Origin of the sequence: Xanthomonas sp. 4461 (genome assembly GCF_024806475.1) — a bacterium.
Lineage (GTDB): Bacteria > Pseudomonadota > Gammaproteobacteria > Xanthomonadales > Xanthomonadaceae > Xanthomonas > Xanthomonas arboricola_F.
The window spans coordinates 32,822-51,848 of record NZ_JANTYV010000003.1 but is presented as its reverse complement, the minus strand read 5'-3'; the positions used below and the strand labels follow the sequence as shown (position 1 = coordinate 51,848).

Genomic DNA, 19,027 nt, shown 5'->3' with positions numbered 1-19,027 from the left:
GATGTGACTGATGATTCCGCGTAGATCGGCTTCGCCTGCGTCGGTAAGGACTTAGCCATGCATCAGCCGCGACGGCTCTCGGCCAACTCTTCATCCAGGATGGCGCTGACGCTCTTGGTGGAAAACTTGCCGGCAAGGCCTTCCTCGACGCGTCCCTCAAGCAGGTTTTCCAACTCCCGCTATGCCTGATTGGCGCTCGCTTCGCCAGGAAAGAGACGTTCAAGCGCGTATTGTCTGATGGTCTTGCCCTGCAGAGCGGCCAACGCCTTGAGGCTCTGGTGCTGCTGGGCGCTCAGAACAATGATCAAACGGCCCATGACGAGCTCCTAAATCCACAAACCCACATTAGCGCATCTGGGCTGGTTGACCGATTGCAGAGCTTTGGGACGCCAGCGCGGGTGACGCTGTGCCGTGTTTTGACGGAAACTGCGCTCCCGGAACAGGACCGCACCGATGGACCGACGTCGCCGCAAACGGATGGAGCGCTATTGGGCGCGTGCAGAAGCCAAGGCACGTGCAGCGGTCGACCGGTTGGATCAGGAGAGCTGGTTCGATCTGTGGCATACGCATCTGGACTGGGACGGTCGCGGCCGCGCCTCTGTGGAAGATCGGCAGATGGTGAACGCGGTTGCAGTGCGTGTGCTGTGCTACCTGGAGGAACGTCTGGCGCATCGTGGGGCAGCGGTGCAGCTGTGGGCAGACCTCAATTCGGACACGGTGGACACGGGCATCTACGCGCACTCTGCCAATCCGAACGGCACGACCTTCCCTGCAACCTTCCCTAACCTGGATTGGCAGCAGGCTCTGCCTGTCGAGGTTGCAGCGATACTGCCCGCCACGCATCGGGCTGGCACCGCGTCATGCGATGGCAGTACTTGGTATGTCGTGCAGCGTCAGCCCGCCATGGTCGGCGCGGAGGTCCGCCAGTGAGTTCCACCGACAAAGCGCATCGCACCGCATTGCGTTATGCCGTCGGTGCTCGTCAGCCGCGTGTGGCCAAGGCGCCCGTCACCGGCGCCACCTATCGGCTGGCGCACGCCTGCTTCGGTTGCCGCAGAAGTTTCAAGATCGCTCCGCGCGAGCAGATGGCTCCGTGTCCCGGCTGCGGTAACGCGCTGTGCGTGATGGGGCGTTCGTTCAAGGCACCCGCAGCCCGCAACCAGGCGCAATGGCGCAAGGTCGAGCGCCTGTATCGCGCAGGCTTTCGGTTCTTCAGTTACCGCAGCCACCCGTGCGTTGCTCTCCCAGCCAAGCTGTCGGAGGTCGATCGCTTCATCCGTGATAACCCTGAGCACCCATTACGCCTGGGCGGTCATTGAGGCTGGCACGGCATCACACCGCGAGGCCAGGCCTGCGCCTGACCTCGTCTGCCGTTTCGCAGCCCGGGCGGCTTACTTGCCCTTCTTTTCCTGCTTGGCCGCGCGCTTTTCCTTCAGCGTCTTGGTCGGCTCTTTCTTCTGGCTCTTCTTCTGGTCCATCCCCTTGCTCATGACACCCTCGTAGTTGCTGGATTGATCGGTCGGGCAGCGCCATGACCCTGGCGTGCCTGCGCACTGTACGGCTTGCGCGGGGTGGAATGGCAGCGGCAGCGCAAGGCCGGGCGACAGGCGGTACGTCAGGCCCGGCGTTTGATCAACGTAGCAAGCGCCAGCAGCCCCTCGGCGCGGCCGGCAGGGCCGCAAACGCAAACGCCCGCGTGCGACCGGCAAGGTCCACACGCGGGCGCTGGCGGCAGCGTCGGGCTTACTTGGCCGGCACGCGCTGGTACTGCTCGCCGCCGGTGTTGAGGTGGCCGTTGGTCGCGTCGATGGCGAAGTTCACTGTCTCGCCATCGTTGGTGACCTCCAGCGCCCCGTCCTTGTAGACCGCCGGGTAGCTCTCGGTCTTGGGCTTGCGGCTGAAGAACTTCGGCGTGGTGCTGCGGACCATGAAGGTCTCGCCATTGCGCTCGATGTCCATCGTCTCTTCCTGCGTCTGCACGTTGACCCAGTGGCCGACGAACTTCTCGCCCTCCTCCTTGGCGCAACCGCTCACCAGCAGTGCCGCGGCCAGCGCGGTGCCCATCCACTTCATCATCGTGTGTTCTCCAGTTGAGTATGGAGCCGAGGATGGCGGGTGGGGGATGTACGGCAGGTCAAGGGACAGGAATGCTCCCAGGGGAAAACCACCGACGTCTCGAATGCTTCATTGGCAACGACGCTCCGCCCGGTCCGATGACGTGCCAAAACCGATCTGACTTGCCAACCCTTCAGGAGCGAGCGGAAGCTAGCGGTGCCGTCGCGAGCCCGGTGACGTTCGCCAAGCCGCCGCAAAGACATGCTGTTTCGACCAATCCCCTACGAAGAACAACCGGTGACCTCTCAACTACCGCCACACGAGTCGGAACAACACAAAATGTCCAAGGAGTCTCCCTTCAACGACACTCACGCTGTGCATCCATCGTCACCAGCCGACCTGTCGCCAAGGCGGATAAGCTGGCCTCGCATCCTGCGTGTTTGTTTACTTTTTGCGCCGTTGCTCGCCATCGTGCTGTTGGCAAAGCCGATCACTTCCTCAATTGCAGGATCTGCCGAACAACCAGCATTACCGTCGCCGCCTGCAGCTCTATTAAAGCAGGACGTGATCCTGATCTGGACAGCAGTCGCTGAGCAGCGGTACCCCGTCTATGCTGGTGCGTCAGAGGTGGACCAGTCTCGCGTGCGTGCAAAACGCAAACCCGTGGTGTTGCTCGATCGGTCTACCCAGACCTGTCCTGTTGAGAGGGCAGAGAAGGCGTGCAGCTCGAATCTGGATCAGAAGTTACTTTCGTCCACTGCTGCACATAGGTTCGTATCAGCAAACGCGCGACAGGCGCTATTGCTGGCAAATGCAGCGCAGGTGCAGGTACGGCTGCCAGAGAGCACCTATGTCCATGGGGCATCTACCGATCACGTCGACGCACTGCTGACGGATATCAATTGGCCTGCCTTTTATCAGGCTTACCCGGGTACAGCCGGATATCTGCAACTCAGTGTGCCGGTCGTCGTCGATGGATCCCACTCCCTGGCGTATGCGGAACAGCGTTGCGGCGGACGGTGCGGCACGGGCATGCTCTATCTGCTTGAGCGCACCGGGAAAGGATGGAAGATCACCAAACGGCTTGAGCTATGGGTAAGCTGAGGTGGTCTTGAAGCAGCCGCCGAGATGGGTCTTTCAGATGCCACCGCCATGAATAAAGGAAGAATGATGAGCATGGGTGTCTACCACTTGAATCCATCTATCGCCTTTGCTGCGGTGCTTTGTCTCTCTATGGCGGGATGCACATCGCCCGCCCAGGCAGTCGCCCCGCAGCGCGAGCATCCGAGGCAGAACAACAGGCAAGCGTCGGTCGCTTGTCCCTCGCAGGAGTTCGCCACATTTCTTCAGCGCTATGCCGATGTTGCAAACGATGACGTACGTCGCCGCTTCACGGATGATCCGCTGGAGTATGAGGTCCCGACTTACACTGTCCAAGACGTAACGCCATCATCGCCGGCCACGCACATCTCCAAGCGGAAAGGACCTTCTCGCCTCGACCTATTCCCTTTTCGTTATTTCAAGGATGCAAAAGTCTTTGATCAAACTATTCCAGGGGCAAAGGGTCCCGAGCGACAAAGTGAGGTTGGCTATCCAATGTCCATTGAGGCGACCGCCGGCGACGGGCGCAGGGTGGACTTTGGTATGGAGTATGAGATGGATACTTATGTCTTCAAGCGAAGTAGGGGCTGCTGGTACTTGACTCGCGTAATCAACCTCAGAGACTGACAGGGAGTTGGTCCATGGCAACATCAGATGCTAACCAGCAGGTCCCGTATCGCGTCATCCAACTCGAATGGGAAGCTAAGAAGGGATATACCAACGAGCCTGTCGAAAACTTCGACGGCTTAGTAACTCACCACCCAAATAGCAACAGATTCGCTCGCCTAGTCAACGGTAGCGCTGTTGGCGGTGAGCCAGGTCGCACGATGGGGCTGATTGGGGGAGAAATGCAGGAAATTGAGGTCGCCAAACCGGGCAAGTCCTATGGCCTTCGTGCTGACCAGGTGTTGTTGAAGAAGGATTTCATACTTGAAGATTCCAGGTCCCCCACCGGGCCGGCTTCAAGAGCCCTCGATGTCCCATCACCTGTTGCGGGAGTAGTAGGCGCCGTCGATACGACCGGGGGGTTGGTGGAGGTTCGGGACAGACAAGGTGGTGACGTCATCCTGCGTGTCCGGCACATGTCTCCACTTCACGTAAAGGTTGGTGATCAGGTCGAGTACGGTCAGGCACTAGGCGTCCAGAGCAAGCAATCAACTGCAAAGATCCACGTACACATGGAAGTTGATACTCGCTACTACCAACACTACGAGAACTACATAGGCGATTTGGTCAGCGGCCGCCTGTCGATCGATGCAGAAAGGCGGGATCGTGGCATTGAACCCAGGCCGTTCGTGGATGACGGAACACTTCGTATCGGTGAATCGTCCGAGATGGTTCGCAAGGTGCAGCAAACCTTGAACGCCGAAGGGTATCGCGGCGCAGACAATCAGCCACTTCAGGAAGATGGCGTCTACCGCCTGTCGATGCAGGCAGCAGTGATCAACTACCAGCAGGCGCATGGTCTCTCTCGAACGGGAGATATCGACCCTGCGACATTGCAGCAGATTGCCCCGCGTACCTTCCCGCCCGAGTTGAACCGGGAAGATCACAATGCTGCGCCAACCTACCGCAATATCCAGGGCGCCGTGCCCTCGCAAGACCCGCTACATCGTCAGGCCGAAGACGCTGTGCGCCGCCTGGAGCAGAGCCTTGGCCGTGACTATGACGACAACAGCGCGCGACTGGCGGCAAGTAGCGCCCACCTGGCTAAAGCGAACGGACTGACGCAGATCGACCATGTCGTGTTGAGCAATCAGACAGCGTCCGTGGGACGCGGCGAAAACGTGTTTGTCGTCCAGGGCGCATTGGATAACCCCGCTCACCTGATGGCGCATATGAAGACGAGCGCCGCTATCGCACAGCCTGTGGAGCAATCTCTTTCGCAGCTGCAGGCGCTGAGCGAAACGCAGCAGCAGCAACAGACCCAGCAGCAAAGCCAGCAGCAGGATCAACAGCAGCTGAGTGCGCCCCAACATCGAATGGTCTGAGCAGCTGAAAATTTTGTCTGGAAGCTCGACTCAGCGGCCGGCGAACTTATCTCTCCAATTTGGCACATCGCTCTCCAACGCGCCGCAGCCAGTGTCATTCCATTCGCTTCATCATCGTGCGCTCTTTCTAACTAGGGCCTTGGTACCGATAGCGGGTGGGGCTTATGGGCGCCAAACGCCGCCTCGAAGTGCTGGCCCGAGTGCTGGATGCAACTGCCTTCAGGTGGAAACTCAACTTGACCCCGCTTACCCCTGGGACAGCGATGCCGGGCGACGGGCGGTGCGTCCGGACCGGCGTTTGCTCAACGTAGTGGGGGCCGTCCCCCCTAGGCGCGGCCGGCAAAGCCACAAATGCAAAACGCCCGCGTGCGTTGGCGACAGCGGCGGCCCTACTTGGCGGCCACGCGTTGGTACTGCTCACCGCCGGTGTTGAGGTGGCCGTTGGCCGCGTCGATGGCGAAGTTCACCGTCTCGCCATCGTTGGTGACCTCCAGCGCCCCGTCCTTGTAGACCGCCGGGTAGCTCTCGGTCTTGGGCTTGCGGCTGAAGAACTTCGGCGTGGTGCTGCGGACCATGAAGGTCTCGCCATTGCGCTCGATGTCCATCGTCTCTTCCTGCGTCTGCACGTTGACCCAGTGGCCGACGAACTTCTCGCCCTCCTCCTTGGCGCAACCGCTCACCAACAGTGCCGCGGCTAGCGCGGTGCCCATCCACTTCATCATCGTGTGTTTCTCCAGTTGAGGCTGCGGCGAGGATGGCGTGTGGGGGATGTACAAAGGGTCAAAGTCTCCTGCAGCGGCTGCTCGAATTCGAACGAAGCCCATACCTTATGCCCCGCTGGGCACCGCTCGGCGGAGACCACCAGATCCTCTGAAGTCTAAGGAATCATCGCCCAAAATGCCGAAGCCTCAGGGCTTACTTCAGGCTCAAGTAGAGAAGCTAGCGGTTTATTGAAGGCAAGCCTCACTTTCGCTGAACCTGAAGCAGAAATTGGTTCCAATCTCGCCATCTCAGACCGTTGCAATATATCCAGAAATCTACGCCAGTCACTCTGATTAGCGTGTGCTATCCACGACAATCGATAGTCCTCCGCACTGTAGTCTCCTCGATCGAAAACGACAGGAGTCTCGGATTTGCGTGTAAGGCGATCGATGAAGTAGCTGACAGATTCCCTGAAACCATCATCATCAGGTTGTGCGGATCTTGTAATGAGCCCAAGGCCCTCGAAAAAATCTCGTATCTCTGAGTTATTGTCCGCGAATCTCTCCCCAATGTGAAGGCTTAGAATCTTTGCGGACTCGACCCCCTTAAGTACTTTGCATGCTTGATCTTCCGTTCTTGCGCTGAGAAATTCGATAGTGGTTTCATTGATCTTTAGGGTAACTGGGGACTCAGCAGGAACGGCCAAAGAAGAAATGTTACTCCGACTGAGGTCCAGAACGCTCCATCCGCTCTCGGCAAAGTTCGGATTATCTAGTTGAAGACCTAGCGCTGTCGGAGTCGGTGGAACTCCTGAACGGGCAGATAACATTGCTTCCCATAAAGCCCCCAAGTTCGAGGAAATGACAGTCCCTTCCTGCCCACGCTCAACTGAAAAATTCACGCTATTCGCTAAAATTGTTATTGCAGTTGGCATTTTCTCGATAAGCCACTCAAATGCAACTGGATTGACTTTGCTAGTGCCGAGCAATCGTAGTAGCGACGGCACACTCACGACGCCCGAAAGTTTTCGTTGCAACGCCAGAGAAAGAAAGCAATCAAAAAGAACTTCGTGAGAAAAGCTAAACTGGCTCTGTCCTGAGGTGTCATATGCAACTCCAAGGCCACATAGCGAAGAGAGTCGTCTGCTTAATCCGGGTCGGGCTTGGTCTAACGACGATGTGCCGACGACGGCTTCTGCACATGCGGCGAGATCACTTTGCTCAATTTCACGGCTAGTACTGGCCTGCATCGTTTCCGCAATGTCCGAGAACAGCTCTCGCAATTCGTTAGCGCTAAGAAGTTCTCCCGCATTTGGATCCTTAAGCTTCATTGCCTCTCGCTCAAGGTACTGCTCAATCACGATTTCATAGACGGAAGGTAAAAATGCTTCGGAAGTAGACTGCCTTTCGAGCCATGCCGCGAACGCTTTGGCAAAGAATGGAACACTTAAAACTGGCCATTCTCTTTCTTTAACAGATCTAAGAGTTGCCTCCGTGGCACCCATGGATTGAAGATATCTTTTCGATTCTGTCTTAGACCAAGGTTGTAGCTCTACCAAAGTATGGTCTACATTTAGATGTGTGGCTTGAGCCAAAGATTTTCTGTACTGCGTGAGATAGTATGAAGAGCGCGCAGAAGCAACTAACACACCCTTGCCCTTTAGTTCATTGAACCAAGGCTCCAAGGACCCCAATGCGTTTTCATAACCACTGCTGCCAAGAAGTTCATCGAAGCCATCAACTAGCAAAACAAGTAGTCCATTTCTGCAGAGCGCTTTGGCGCTATGGCTAGACAATAATTTAGTTATAGTCAGTGCGCTGTTTACTGCATCTTCCAAACTGGAAAGCGTACGTCCGGAAGAAGAAATGAATAAATAAAGGGGTAGTATAGATTTTGGATCTGCCTCGATTTCTTTCGCCCGCCTCATTGCTGCTGACACCATTAATTCAGTTTTTCCTAGGCCTGCCTGGCCAATCAAAAAAAAGACTGACGTCGAAGGTTTCACGATGCGGCACGAATCATCAATTCGAGCTACCAGATCGAATTCTTTATGATCAGATGCGAGGCCGGTCTCCTTTTTTTCTTTAATGAGAGTTGGGCCGCGGACAGCCGTGCGCTTTGGAAATCCAAGTCGGGATTTTTCCTCTTCGGCTCGTTCCTGTGAAAAAACATCAAGCCCTATCGCCATTCTTCGAGCGAGAACTTCCCAGTTTGAAATATGCTTTAGAAACTCAGCATAGGTGACCCATTCGTTAGGCTTGCGCCGCCACTCCCTGCGGTCGTCCAATCCGATGCGAAAAGCGTCGATGCGCGGGACGTTGTCTTCACTAGTGGATCTAGTCCAAGGAATAAAAAGCACGCCAATGTCGACGTCATCGCCGAAGAAATAGCTAGGTTTTGAGTAATCTTCGGTATAAGCGCCGATGTCAGCAAGAACGTCCTTTAAAAGCCGTCCCAAGCTTGCTTGGGATGCTGCTCCATCCCCAAGATACGCCCTCTTGAACTTTGTTATTTTTAAATCCGAGTTTTCAGAGAAGATATCACCGTCGGGTGCGATGTAGTGAAGCCCGTCACTAGACAGGTGTGAGTAAATTTGAATTGCGTCGTGAACGCTTGACCAAGACCACAGTGGTGAAATTTCAAACGTCGACTTTTCTTTTGGCTTATGCAGGATTAGCCTATCATCACGCAGGGCCACTGTAGTGTCCGAGAGGTGGCGTCCTAAGATTTCCTCAAGTTTTTCTAATAATTTCAAAAGCTCTTGGTTAATAGAGGAAATGATGGCTGGATCGCTGGGAAGCGGTTGGCCATGTGAAAGGCGGTCTCGGAGAGATTTAAACGAGCTGTACCGAGGTGCTTTAAAGCGGTCTATTGCAATCGTGGTCTCTTTGGACCATGCACATACGAGATGCGGGATCCATGACGGGCCTGGCTCTTTATGAGAGCCATATTCTCGAACTCTCGACAGCATAGTCCCGAAACCGGGAGTCGCTGAAATCCTAATAGGGGTGCCTTCGGGACGTTTACTGAAAGAAGCATCAAGCGTGTATATAAGGCGAACATGAAAGTCAACGAGAGCAATTGATTCTCGAATGTCGACTTGGTTGTGAGAATTTTTCGGCCGAAACTGAGAAAGTACAGGTCTCAACGCATTGATGGTAAAAGTTTCTTCCATTACTGTGCCTCAATCATATTTCGTTATTAAGATGGTGAATCAGGTTCACTCAGACGTTTCCTCTGCGTGTGGGAAACTAGCTGCACCCTAGGAAAATCTCACTGGTGCGCCTGTTTCTGGCTTGGGAAAAGGAGACGGGTTCACTTACGCAGTACCTCTACACCTTGGGAATTGGCTACAGCCAAGGAAGTTCTCGCTAGTGCGCCGATTCGTTCTCTGCACAAGCGCGCTGCCGCAGCTTGGGCAGCTCGGCGCGACGATAGATTTGTATGCGGCGGAATCAGTTGAAGAAAAGATAGGTTCGACGCGCGCTGCTTGTGGCATCGGCCGCGCTGTCGCCTGTTGTTGCACCGCTTGGATCAGGTCCAACAACTGCTCGCCGCCAATCAACTCAATCGGCTTGCCTTCGGCGAAGCGCTCTGCGTCCTTCGTATAGGTGCCGATGCAGGCGATCTTTACAGCATGGGCCTGGTGATGAGCGAGCAGGCCAAACATTTCGCGTACGACACTGACGCCGACTCGCTGGCGCGTCCATTGCTTGCATTGCACCAGCGTGCGGCGACCGTCCTTGCGCAGGATCAGGTCGATGCCGCCGTCGGCGCCGCCCAGGCCGGTTTCTTCGACGCTGTAGCCCTGGCGGCGAAATGCTTCACCCACCAATTGTTCGAACTGGCGCCAGCCGCCGGCGGCCAGGCTCTGCAGGCTTGTACGCGTCTCCAGAAAGCGCCGCCGGCTGCGTGTGCCCAGGTAGGAGAACAGCGCAGCAAGCCAGCAGACACCGAGCAGCGTCCACGCCAATGGCGCGAACATTCCACTCGATTGCTGGGCGAAGCCTTGCGACAGCATTCCGCCCTGATGAGAGAACCACCAGCCGATGCCGTAGCGCACCACCAGATACGCAGCGACTCCCATAACGAAGCCAACCGGCCACGGCAATGCAGCCATCGCTTCAAACCCGTTTTGCTTCTTTCTGCGTCCCATGCCAGAACCCCCGTTCCAGGTTCGAACATAACCGCTGGAACAAGGCTTGTCAGCAAACCAACCGTCGTTGTGATCCGCATCCCATCAAATGCGCCGCATCAAGCGATACGAAGCGGTAGAGCTTGCCGTCACGCTAATGCTTGAGTTTGCTTGTGTTGCTATAGCCGATCTTCGAGCGCCGCAGACTGGCAGTGCCCTGAGCAACAGTGGGATTTTTGCAACCCATCATCATTCCCCAGGCTCACGACAGCGCCCAGCAACTTTTCGGTCCGCCGCAAACTTCGCAACCGTACTCGCAAAACACTTAGGCGCAGCAAACGCCAGCCAATGCGCACCACGCTCAACGGTGCTGAAGGTCACCGGGCCTGCCGCCTGTAGCAATGTGGCATGCGCCTGCGCGCCGGCATACGGGGTGTTGGGGTCAAGCGTGCCGTGGATGATCAGCGTGCGCGGCAGGGTGGTGGGGCTGCGGCCGAACCAGGCGTCGCGCGGGTAGATGGGCAGGGCGGTGTCCACCAGCAGGCCGGGGATGGGGCTGACGAACAGGGCGTCCTTGGCTTCGGCCGCGACGGTTTCGTGAGTGAGGTTTGGCCGTGCATTGTTTTCGGACCCGGCGATCAGCATGACCAGCGGCAATGCGGGCTGGTTGTCGCCACCTTGGCCCATCGCTGCAAGCGCTGCCTTCAGATCGGCGATGGTGGCAGTGAGCAACGTGGCGTCGTCGCGGGCCAAGCCATCGATGATCGCGGGGATCCGGTCGCGCAGGGTGGGGAAATTGAGCAGCATGCCGAGAAAGCGCTTGAGGTCGTTGCCGGGAATTTGCGTGTGCCATGCGGCGCTGTCGCTGCGATCGAGCACGCTGCGATAGGTGGCGATGTGTGCGTCATCCAGCAGCGCGCGCCCAACTGCATCGACCACCGCAGTGCGGTGGCTCAAGTCCCATTGTGTTGCAGTTTCCGGCGGCACCAGTCCATCCAGCACCAGCCCATCTAGTGGCACGGGCGCCACTTGCAGGGTGCGCAGTGCCAGTTGCGTACCATAGGACACGCCGTACAGCAGCACCTTGCCCTTGCGTCGCTGTTGGCGGACCAGCAGTGCGAGATCCTGCGCAGCTTCGGTGATGGTGAAGTCCTTGGTGCGTTGCGCGTCGGCATACAGCGCCCCGATGCACGGGCCCCATTCGGCACCAGCCAGGCCCACGCCGTCTGCGCTTTGCGGCGCTTCCTGCACAGGGCACAGGCGGGTGGAACGCCCGGTGCCGCGATGGTCCGGAATGATCAGATCATAGCCGGGAAATGCCCGCCGGTAGGTGCTGATCATCGGGTACAGCGAGGCGCCGGCTTCGCCTGGCCCACCCGCAATCAGCCACACCTCGCCGCGTCGCTTGCGCTGGTCCGGTGTTGGCAAGCGGCGGACGAACAGGTCGATGGTGCCGGCATCCGGTGCTTCGTGACGCAGCGGCACCTGGGCGAGCAGGCATTCGCTACCGGCCAGCGGTGTGTGCGGTGCTGCGTCGGTGCAGGCGGTGAATGACGACGGCGGCGTCTGCGCTGCGGCGGCAAGCGGCGCAAGGAATGCCGCAAGGCAGGCAAGGGCCGCGTAGAACGTAGGACGGCGCATCGAGTTCCCTCTCTCGGCAAAGAGCCGCAGCATTGCCTAACGCGGCGTCGCGCGTATCGCCCGAAAGTCATTCTTCGCCGGTAAGGTGCGCATGTCTTTGCGCAGATTGCGCAATAGTCCAACGCGGGCAAGGTACGATCCAGCCCTATCTGTTTGAGTGCGCATCGCTGCCGCCATGGTTCCACCACGCCCGATCCTTGATGGCATGGCCGCCAGCCAGTTCCAGCTCCCGGTGGGAAGCTGGGCGACGGTACTGGAGGCACTATGCGCGTGTTTCCCGAGCATCGATGCGGCCACATGGCGTGACCGCTTCGCGCGTGGGCGTGTGCTGGACGCGAATGCGCAGGTGCTGGATGTGTCGGCGCCGTATCGCTTGGGTGCAGAAATCTATTATTTCCGCGAAGTAGCGGGTGAGCCGATCATCACGGCGACGGAAACCGTGGTGCATGCCGATGCGCACGTGATCGTTGCCTGCAAGCCGCACTTCCTGCCCGTGGTGCCAGCCGGCGCGTATGTGCGCGAGACGTTGCTGACGCGCTTGGTGCGCCGCTTCGATAATCCCGCGTTGGTACCGCTGCACCGCATTGATCGCGATACTGCAGGGCTGGTGTTGTTTTCTGCTAATCCCGCAACACGCGGGATCTACCAGGCGCTGTTCCGCGAGCGACGCATCCGCAAGCACTATCTGGCAGTGGCGCCGCCGCTACCTGGGCTGACGTTTCCGTATGTGCATCGCAGCCGGTTGGAGCCGGGCGAACCGTTCTTCCGCATGCGCGAGGGCGTGGGCGAGCCGAACAGCGAGACGGTGATCGATGTGGTAGCGCGTGGCGTAGATATGTGGACGTACCGACTGGAGCCGGTCACCGGGCGCAAGCACCAGTTGCGCGTGCACATGGCCGCGCTGGGCGCGCCGATCCTGCATGACCGTTTCTATCCAGAACTGGAAGATCAGCGGCCCGATGATCCGGAGCGGCCGCTGCAGTTGTTCGCGCATACGTTGGCGTTCGATGACCCGATCACTGGTGAGCCTCGGCGCTTCATCGCGACGGTCGGACCGACAAAACTGGTTTGAGACGCGAGCGTCCATTTCGCTGGAAATCCAGGCGAAATATCTGGTTTTCAGATATTCGAAAGAGCGCGTTACGCTGGCTTGCGGACATCCCGTCCGCTCACGTCGAGGATGGACGCCATGACTGCTTCGAAAGCCCTTTCGACTACCGCTCGGCGACGCGCCACGCCAGCGGCCAAGCTGCAACCGCACCAAGAGCCTTTCACCTTCGGCGTCACCCTGCAGCAGATCGACCAGTTCCACACGCTGCTGCGCACGATCACCGCGCAAAGCGACATGGTGGCGGTGTGCAGCGGCAAGCCACTGGATGCCACCAGCTTGTCGGTTCTGGGCGAGAGCATCTTCAATGCCGCCCGTGCAGCGCGCAGTGTCGTGGACGAAATCTATGAGCAGCGGCTCGGCGGCGAGTGGCGGGACCTGCCGCATGACGTGCAGCGGCACGCGTAAGCCTTCGTCCCGCATCGCTCCCAGGATCTGCGCCAGCGCTCCCGCGGCGTGTCCATGCTAGCGTGCCGCTGCCGAGAGCCGGCTGGCCGAAGGAGCGGGGCATGCGGGTCGATCCAATGCGCGACGGTGTTGCGGTTGCTGGTGGCAGGCCGGTCGCCCGCGTGGCGTGGGCGCTGCTGTGGCTTGCGCTGGCCGCATTCGCGGCCGAGTTCGTGCGCCACGTGTACCTGAAGTACGCCGCGCTGGAGTCGCCGGCATACGCCATGTTCCTCACTCGGCGTGGCTGGCTGTGGCTGCACCTCGGTGGCGGCGCCGCCGGCATCGCACTGGGCACGCTGCAGTTCCTCACGCAACGCTGGCGCAGGCACGCATGGGTGCACCGCTGGGTGGGGCGTGCCTATTTCGTCGGCATGCTGGTGGCGATGCTTGGCGCCACCGGGTTGATCGCCAGCTCGCCAGCGCCAATGGTCATCCGCGTGGCCTTCGCGGCGACGGAAGCGGCGTGGCTGGTGGTGGCCTCCGTCGGCCTGGTGGCCATCCGCCGCGGGCAGGTTGGCCGGCATCGGCGCTGGATGGTGCGGGCGTATCTGGTGACCCTGGCGCCAGTGATATTTCGCATCGCGCTCTATGCGGCGGTGGGGGCCGGCATTGCGCCGTCGCCGGGCACGATCGCGGCGCTGCTATGGGCCAGCTGGGCGGTGCCGTTGCTGATCCATGTGGTGGTGAGCGCAATCGCCAACGCCAACGCCGCGCGCCGGCACATGCGTCTGTCCGCAGCCGCGGCGGGTGCCGGCGTCGGCATGGACGCCGGCTGAAACGGCCCCGGTGCGAGGCGCAGACGCGGCTTAGCGCACCTTGTACAACACCGCCGCACCCGGCCGGGGCTCGAACATCGGCACGGTCTGCTGCTTGAGCGCGGTGCCCTTGGCATCCCACACCAGCGTCTCGACCGGGTAGTCATCGTTGCGGGTCATGCTGCCGATCTGCTTGACGATCACTGTCGTGGCGGCGGGCACTTCCGGGTTCCAGGCGAAGACGCCCAGGCGGCCGTAGAACACTGCTGGCGCGGCGGCATCCAGGCGGCGGTCCGGGCACATGACCAGGCCGCGCTCCAGCATCACCCGCAGCGCGCCCACGGGCACGGCCTTGACGGTGGGGCTGGTGCGGTCGGTGCTATGGCCGGGGCAGACATTGGCCGAGCGGGTGATCATGTCTTCGGCGACCTGCCGGTCGGGCTGGGCCAGCGCCGGCATGGCGGCGCTGGACAGGGCAAGCAGGGTAACGGCGGACTTCCAGTTCATCGGCGACTCCTCATGAGATGGCACTCCAGATCCGGCGGCCCGGGTCACCCGGTGCGCCGCCAGCAACGCGCCCAGATGCTAGCAAGGGGTTCGTTAAAGACCGCCGATGGCAATGCCGGCTGACTGACGCCGCGGCTGTCGGGAGACTCCCGATTGAGCGCGGTCATCGGCACCGTTAGCGTGCGCGCAACACCCTGCCGGACTGCACCGTGGAACGCGCCGACCTGATTGACTCCCTGCTCATCGGCATGCGCCGGGCCGAAGCGCTGCGCGCGCAACCGTCCAGCTACAGCACCGCGCACAGCGCGCAGATGGCGGCCGACCACGGCAAGGCCGCCGATGCCGAGCTGGTGCTGTCGCTGTTCAAATTCACCCCGGAGCATCTCAAGTTGCTGGGCAGTGCCGGGATCGAGGCGCTGGGCGAGATCGTGTGCCACGCCTGGGCACTGCACGGCGGCAACAACGAGGCGCTGATCCGCTGGTTTCGCGAGCCGATGAACGCGCTGGATGGGCAGACCCCCGCCGCATTGGTGCGCGCCGGCAGCCTCAAGGTGTTGCTGCTGGTATTGCGCCAGCAGATGGAATGGGAGTTGCCCAAGCGCTCGGCGTAGGGGCGCGGCGATGCTGCGTCGTGGCCAATGCCGCGCTGCGTGTACGTCTGCCCGGGCGCGTTGTGCAGTGGGTTGCAGGCATTGCGATGCGGATGCGCGTTAACGCATGCAGCGGCCGTGCATGCGCTTGCACGAACGCGATGCTGCGCCTGCGGCGTTGCATCGCCGGCACCGGGAGTGCGTCAACCGCCCATGCGAAACTCCTGCGCGTACCGCCGGCGCGCCATCGGCGGTACGAAGGTGCCTGGAGCGGCCCATGAACGACTGTGTTCACTGCCAGGCGGGTGCGGCCGGTGCTCGGTGCGGCATGTACCCCTGGTACCCGCCGGTTCCTCCGCGCCGCCCACATCCACCTGGCCACTGCGCGCGACGTTGTAGTAGCCGCTCTTACTGCTTCGGTCGCGCCACGGCGTACATTTCCGCGGCGATCTTCTTCATCAGCGCGCTGCTGTCGTCGCCTTCCTTGTACAGGTCGAAGTGGCTGCGGCCTTCCAGATAGCGGAAGTCGCTCCTGGCGCCCAGCCCGTCCAGCACCGCCTGGAATTTACGTGCCGCGCCATCCAGGTAGAACGTGTCGGCGGTGCCGACGATCAGGTGGATCTTGCCGTCCAGGTCAGGCTTGAGCATGGGCCACTGCGCAGCCACGCGCGCCGAAATGTCGTAATGGGTGCGCCAGTAGGCCACCACGGCCGGGTCCACTTTGCCGGTGTCGCGGTCGAACATCGGCAACGGGCGGCCGTCGGGCCCGCGCGGGGAAAACACCCACTCGAAGGAGGTGAGCTGGCCGCCGTACGGGCCGAGCACGCGTTCGAGCTTGGCGAAGGTTTCCAGCTCGGCCACCACCTTGCCCCCATCGCGGACCAGCGGGAACTGGCTGCCGTCCGGGCGCCGGTAGACATTGGCATTGGGTGCGTACAGGTCCGGCCCGGTGAAGTCGTGGAAGTCGCTCGAGTCGGGTGAGGTGGACCAGGTGCCGCCGAACTGCTTGGGGTAGCGCGTCTGCAGCCACAGCGTGGCCCAGCCGCCGGACGAGTGCCCGGTCAGGAACCGGCCGCTGGCCTTGCCGTCCATCCGGTACTGGCGCTCCAGCGTCGGGATCAGCTCTTCGGTCAGCGCCGTGCCCCAGGGGCCGTTGTTGACCGAGTCGGCGAACTCGTGGGTGCCGGTGGGCGTGGCCTGGTCCAGGAACACCCAGATCATCGGCGGCATCTGCTTGGCCGCCATCGCGCTCCAGGTGGCGGCGATGCTGCCGGCAAAGCGGTCGTAGTTGCCGCCAAAGCCGTGGGTGACATACACGGTGGGGTAGCGCGTGCGGGCCTTGGCGTCATAGCCGGGCGGGGTGAGCACGCGGGCGCGCAGCGACACCGGCCGGCCCCAGAACGCGCTCAGCGACGGGCTCACCATCGAGGCATCGGTGGTGTGCAGCTTGGCCTCGGGCACGGCATCGCGCACGGCCTGCGGCGCGCGTGGCGACACCTGCCACGGGTCGTCCGAGACAGGCAGCTGCGTGCTGAGCGTCAGTGCGGGCAGCGCTGCGCCTTTGCCCAGGGTGACCGGCGTCACCGCGCTGAGCAGGTCGCCGCCATCGCGGCCGCTGTAGCCGTAGCTATGGTCCGGGTCCAGCACGGCCTGAAACAGATAGGCGCCGGCCGGCAGCGCGGAAAACCCGCTGGGGTAGGCGATGTTGTCCAGATCGATCTGCACGCTGGCCCCCGGCGCAAGCCCGGCGACCTCCTGCGCGGCCACCGCGGTGTCGCTGGGACGGAACGGGTTGGTGTCCACCGCCTCCACCTTGCCGTCCTTGGCCTGCGCCTGCGCGTCCTTGGCCAGGGTGGCGAACACCAGCAGGCGCCCGGAGGCGGGCTGGTCGGTGGCGCCGCCCAGGGTGACGCGCAGCAGGCGATGCGCGGCCGCCGGCTCGGCGGCATGTGCGGCGCAGGCGCATAACAGGCCAATGGCCAGACCCAGGCGGGGAACAAGACGATGCAGGGACATGCAGATCCTTTGGAACGCAAGTGGATGGAGTGGGCGCGATGGCCCTGGGCCGACTGTAGCCACTTTCCTGCCTGCCGCGCGGCAGCGGCGCGAGATGAGGTTGCTCCATGCGACCTGCCCACAATGCGCGACCGGCAACGCGCCGCCCGTGGAGCGCCAGCGTGGCGGTAATTGCTGCGCTGGTTTGGGTGGCGCGGCGACCTGCACAGACATCCAGCGCCGTCGGCACGGGCGCGCCGGCGGCGCGAAGACCCGCCCGTGCCTGGCGATCGGCGCGGTCAGCGGTGCGCGGAAGGCTCGGCCTTGATGAAGAGCAAGCCCGACGCGAAGTCGATCACCGCCCGGTTGGCGCGCATGAAGTCGCACCCCAGGTAGCCGCTCTTCCAGGTCGAGGTATCGGCCGGGCGGGGCTCGTCATCGTAGTTGTACAGGTCCATCACCGACCCCTTGTCGTCCCTGACGACCACCTTGCCTATGGTGTCTTCAACAATCTTTGACGTTGGAGAGTTGCCGAACATCTCCAGCACCACCAACTTTGCCGTTCCCACCGGGACGTACTTGGCAACGATGCGACTAACGTCGACCTGTTCGAATCGAACGGGTTTTCTGGATGCATAGATTTCGTCAAGCATCTGGCCGGCTCCGGATTTCATGGAGTCCTGCCGTGACGAAGCTGTCTGTGCAGCATCTGCAGTCGCGCAGGATGAAGGCGGGGCCGCCGCAAGCCCCGTAAGTGCAAGTGTTGCAGCCAACCGTTTCAGTACGATGCGGGGCATGGCGCTCTCCTGATAACCACTCACTTGAATGGAATGTCCGCGAGGTTTTGAGCCTTTCCGGGCAGGCTGGCACAGCAACACTGCTTCCATGCAGACGATACCAGCGTACTGCGGGCTCCTGAGGGTTGCCGAATAGCTCAGCTGGATCGTCAGGCTTGCCTTGGCGAGAACCGCTTTGCGCCGCGTCCAGGTGTGCGCATTCAAGTGTGTGCATTGGGATCTTCCTGCACTCCAATGCCTCTTCAAGTAGGCGACCACACTTCAGTGGCATTACTGGAAACTGCAGGCCCCCAGGCACTTCAGATGGTGGCTTGCCTCCAATGCTGCTTGGTGTGAGCGATGGACATCGCCGTGCTCGCTTTTGAATGCCTAACTGCATCACGCAACGACGTCGTTGAGACGATTTGACGGGTTTGCGAGGTGTGGGTCTTCAACGATGAACACACCAGCGGCGCAGCCAGCTGGGTGGCGTAGGTGTGGCGCTCCCACACAGACGCATGTCGTCATCGAACGCAATCGATCATCTGCCGCTTGGCGGTATGCACAGGTGCCGTTGCGATTGTCCATTCAAGGCGCAAGCGGCAGCCGCGCGACTGGCGGCTGTCGGCACCTTGCATCACAGATGAAGGAGTGATCGAAATGACACCTAAAACCAGCTCTCGCGCTGCACTTGCGGCCTGCGGCCTCTCACTCGTCGTCGCCGCGTTGTGCATGGATGCTGCCGTTGCAGCACCGGTCACCGGGACGGACAAGGTCACGCTGACCCATGTCTTTGCCACGCTGCAGACCGGACAGCAGGATCAGAAGCCGGAGGACATTGCGGCGTGTCGCAAGCAGGTCTCGGCGCCGAGTTCTAAATACCTGGGAGTGACAGTTACGACCAAGTATTCGATCGACGTGCAGTCTAAGATCATGTCCGCTTCCTCGTCGCTGCCCTCTCCTGTGGCCACACAGCCGCTGATGCTGACGGTGCCGCTGCCGCCGTTGGGCGTGGCGGGGGAGTATGCCTTCGGCGCGTTTCGACCGAGCGCGCTGCCCAACACCTATGTGCTGTTCTCGGTCGGGCTGGATTTCAAGGGGCCGCAGTCGTCCGTGCTGGTTCTCAACAGCGACAAACCCTACAACTGCCTGGTGACCAGCAATCCGGCGCCGTTCAAGGGAGCACTGGGTACAAAGCTCGGAAAAGACCAGGGGAGCTGATGC

The 19,027-nt window shown here is 60.8% G+C and carries 18 protein-coding genes, 1 other RNA gene and 1 pseudogene; 11 read left to right on the top strand and 9 right to left on the bottom strand.

All coding sequences use genetic code 11. The features are described 5' to 3' along the window. Positions 1-62 precede the first annotated feature (62 nt). Positions 63-317: pseudogene (locus FHY19_RS12655) on the bottom strand (antitoxin). A 136-nt stretch (positions 318-453) separates the two neighbouring features. Between FHY19_RS12655 and FHY19_RS12650 the strand changes: the two are divergent. Then, complete coding sequence (locus FHY19_RS12650; protein WP_259166452.1) at positions 454-930, top strand: hypothetical protein; 477 nt, start codon at positions 454-456, stop codon at positions 928-930. Continuing rightward, positions 927-1,319 (top strand): hypothetical protein, encoded by a 393-nt coding sequence (locus FHY19_RS12645; protein WP_259166451.1) that lies wholly within the window; start codon positions 927-929, stop codon positions 1,317-1,319. The genes FHY19_RS12650 and FHY19_RS12645 overlap by 4 nt, the downstream gene beginning before the upstream one ends. Before the next feature lie 424 nt (positions 1,320-1,743). Here FHY19_RS12645 and FHY19_RS12635 read toward each other — a convergent pair whose 3' ends face one another. Then, positions 1,744-2,076 carry a hypothetical protein gene (locus FHY19_RS12635; protein WP_259166448.1) on the bottom strand — a complete coding sequence of 111 codons (333 nt, stop codon included), beginning with the start codon at positions 2,074-2,076 and terminating at the stop codon, positions 1,744-1,746. A 318-nt stretch (positions 2,077-2,394) separates the two neighbouring features. On the opposite strand from FHY19_RS12635, the gene FHY19_RS12630 reads away from it, so the two are divergent. The 3 genes from FHY19_RS12630 to FHY19_RS22375 all read left to right on the top strand — a co-directional run bounded on the left by FHY19_RS12630 (position 2,395) and on the right by FHY19_RS22375 (position 5,147). Then, on the top strand, positions 2,395-3,159 hold the full coding sequence (locus FHY19_RS12630) for a hypothetical protein (RefSeq protein ID WP_259166447.1): 765 nt from the start codon (positions 2,395-2,397) through the stop codon (positions 3,157-3,159). 24 nt (positions 3,160-3,183) lie between these two features. Then, complete coding sequence (locus FHY19_RS12625; protein ID WP_259166446.1) at positions 3,184-3,783, top strand: hypothetical protein; 600 nt, start codon at positions 3,184-3,186, stop codon at positions 3,781-3,783. A gap of 551 nt (positions 3,784-4,334) precedes the next feature. Continuing rightward, positions 4,335-5,147, top strand: a complete 813-nt coding sequence (locus FHY19_RS22375) for a peptidoglycan-binding domain-containing protein (RefSeq protein ID WP_326521140.1) — start codon at positions 4,335-4,337, stop codon at positions 5,145-5,147. A 389-nt stretch (positions 5,148-5,536) separates the two neighbouring features. Here the strand turns inward: FHY19_RS22375 and FHY19_RS12615 are convergent, their stop codons facing one another. The 4 genes from FHY19_RS12615 to FHY19_RS12600 all read right to left on the bottom strand — a co-directional run bounded on the left by FHY19_RS12615 (position 5,537) and on the right by FHY19_RS12600 (position 11,625). Beyond that, on the bottom strand, positions 5,537-5,869 hold the full coding sequence (locus FHY19_RS12615) for a hypothetical protein (protein ID WP_259166444.1): 333 nt from the start codon (positions 5,867-5,869) through the stop codon (positions 5,537-5,539). Between the two features lie 155 nt (positions 5,870-6,024). Next, positions 6,025-9,024 carry an NACHT domain-containing protein gene (locus FHY19_RS12610; protein WP_259166442.1) on the bottom strand — a complete coding sequence of 1,000 codons (3,000 nt, stop codon included), beginning with the start codon at positions 9,022-9,024 and terminating at the stop codon, positions 6,025-6,027. Between the two features lie 144 nt (positions 9,025-9,168). Further along, positions 9,169-10,005, bottom strand: a complete 837-nt coding sequence (locus tag FHY19_RS12605; protein WP_259166441.1) for a restriction endonuclease — start codon at positions 10,003-10,005, stop codon at positions 9,169-9,171. A 228-nt stretch (positions 10,006-10,233) separates the two neighbouring features. Further along, positions 10,234-11,625, bottom strand: coding sequence for an alpha/beta fold hydrolase (locus tag FHY19_RS12600; protein ID WP_259166440.1), 1,392 nt, complete (start codon positions 11,623-11,625; stop codon positions 10,234-10,236). 175 nt (positions 11,626-11,800) lie between these two features. Between FHY19_RS12600 and FHY19_RS12595 the strand changes: the two genes are divergently transcribed. The 3 genes from FHY19_RS12595 to FHY19_RS12585 all read left to right on the top strand — a co-directional run bounded on the left by FHY19_RS12595 (position 11,801) and on the right by FHY19_RS12585 (position 13,956). Further along, a complete protein-coding gene (locus FHY19_RS12595; protein WP_259166439.1) occupies positions 11,801-12,697 on the top strand; it encodes an RluA family pseudouridine synthase in 897 nt (298 codons plus the stop codon). A gap of 117 nt (positions 12,698-12,814) precedes the next feature. Then, on the top strand, positions 12,815-13,141 hold the full coding sequence (locus FHY19_RS12590) for a hypothetical protein (protein WP_259166438.1): 327 nt from the start codon (positions 12,815-12,817) through the stop codon (positions 13,139-13,141). A 101-nt stretch (positions 13,142-13,242) separates the two neighbouring features. After that, complete coding sequence (locus FHY19_RS12585; RefSeq protein ID WP_259166437.1) at positions 13,243-13,956, top strand: DUF2306 domain-containing protein; 714 nt, start codon at positions 13,243-13,245, stop codon at positions 13,954-13,956. Positions 13,957-13,986: 30 nt separating this feature from the next. On the opposite strand, the gene FHY19_RS12580 is transcribed toward FHY19_RS12585, so the two are convergent. Next, complete coding sequence (locus FHY19_RS12580; protein ID WP_259159298.1) at positions 13,987-14,418, bottom strand: hypothetical protein; 432 nt, start codon at positions 14,416-14,418, stop codon at positions 13,987-13,989. Between the two features lie 233 nt (positions 14,419-14,651). On the opposite strand from FHY19_RS12580, the gene FHY19_RS12575 reads away from it, so the two are divergent. Together FHY19_RS12575 and FHY19_RS12570 are read left to right on the top strand one after the other, a co-directional pair. Continuing rightward, on the top strand, positions 14,652-15,053 hold the full coding sequence (locus FHY19_RS12575) for an antitoxin Xre/MbcA/ParS toxin-binding domain-containing protein (protein WP_259158615.1): 402 nt from the start codon (positions 14,652-14,654) through the stop codon (positions 15,051-15,053). A gap of 307 nt (positions 15,054-15,360) precedes the next feature. Next, a non-coding RNA gene (locus FHY19_RS12570) (sX9 sRNA) lies at positions 15,361-15,436 on the top strand. Positions 15,437-15,440: 4 nt separating this feature from the next. Here FHY19_RS12570 and FHY19_RS12565 read toward each other — a convergent pair. Continuing rightward, positions 15,441-17,048: an alpha/beta hydrolase-fold protein gene (locus FHY19_RS12565; protein WP_259166436.1), complete on the bottom strand. Its 1,608-nt coding sequence runs from the start codon at positions 17,046-17,048 to the stop codon at positions 15,441-15,443. Positions 17,049-17,326: 278 nt separating this feature from the next. Then, the gene (locus tag FHY19_RS12560; RefSeq protein ID WP_259166435.1) at positions 17,327-18,028 is read right to left on the bottom strand and encodes a DUF6393 family protein; all 702 of its coding nucleotides are present in this window, start codon (positions 18,026-18,028) and stop codon (positions 17,327-17,329) included. Positions 18,029-18,535: 507 nt separating this feature from the next. Here FHY19_RS12560 and FHY19_RS12555 point away from each other — a divergent pair. Next, the gene (locus FHY19_RS12555; protein WP_259159296.1) at positions 18,536-19,024 is read left to right on the top strand and encodes a hypothetical protein; all 489 of its coding nucleotides are present in this window, start codon (positions 18,536-18,538) and stop codon (positions 19,022-19,024) included. The last annotated feature ends 3 nt before the right edge of the window (positions 19,025-19,027 follow it).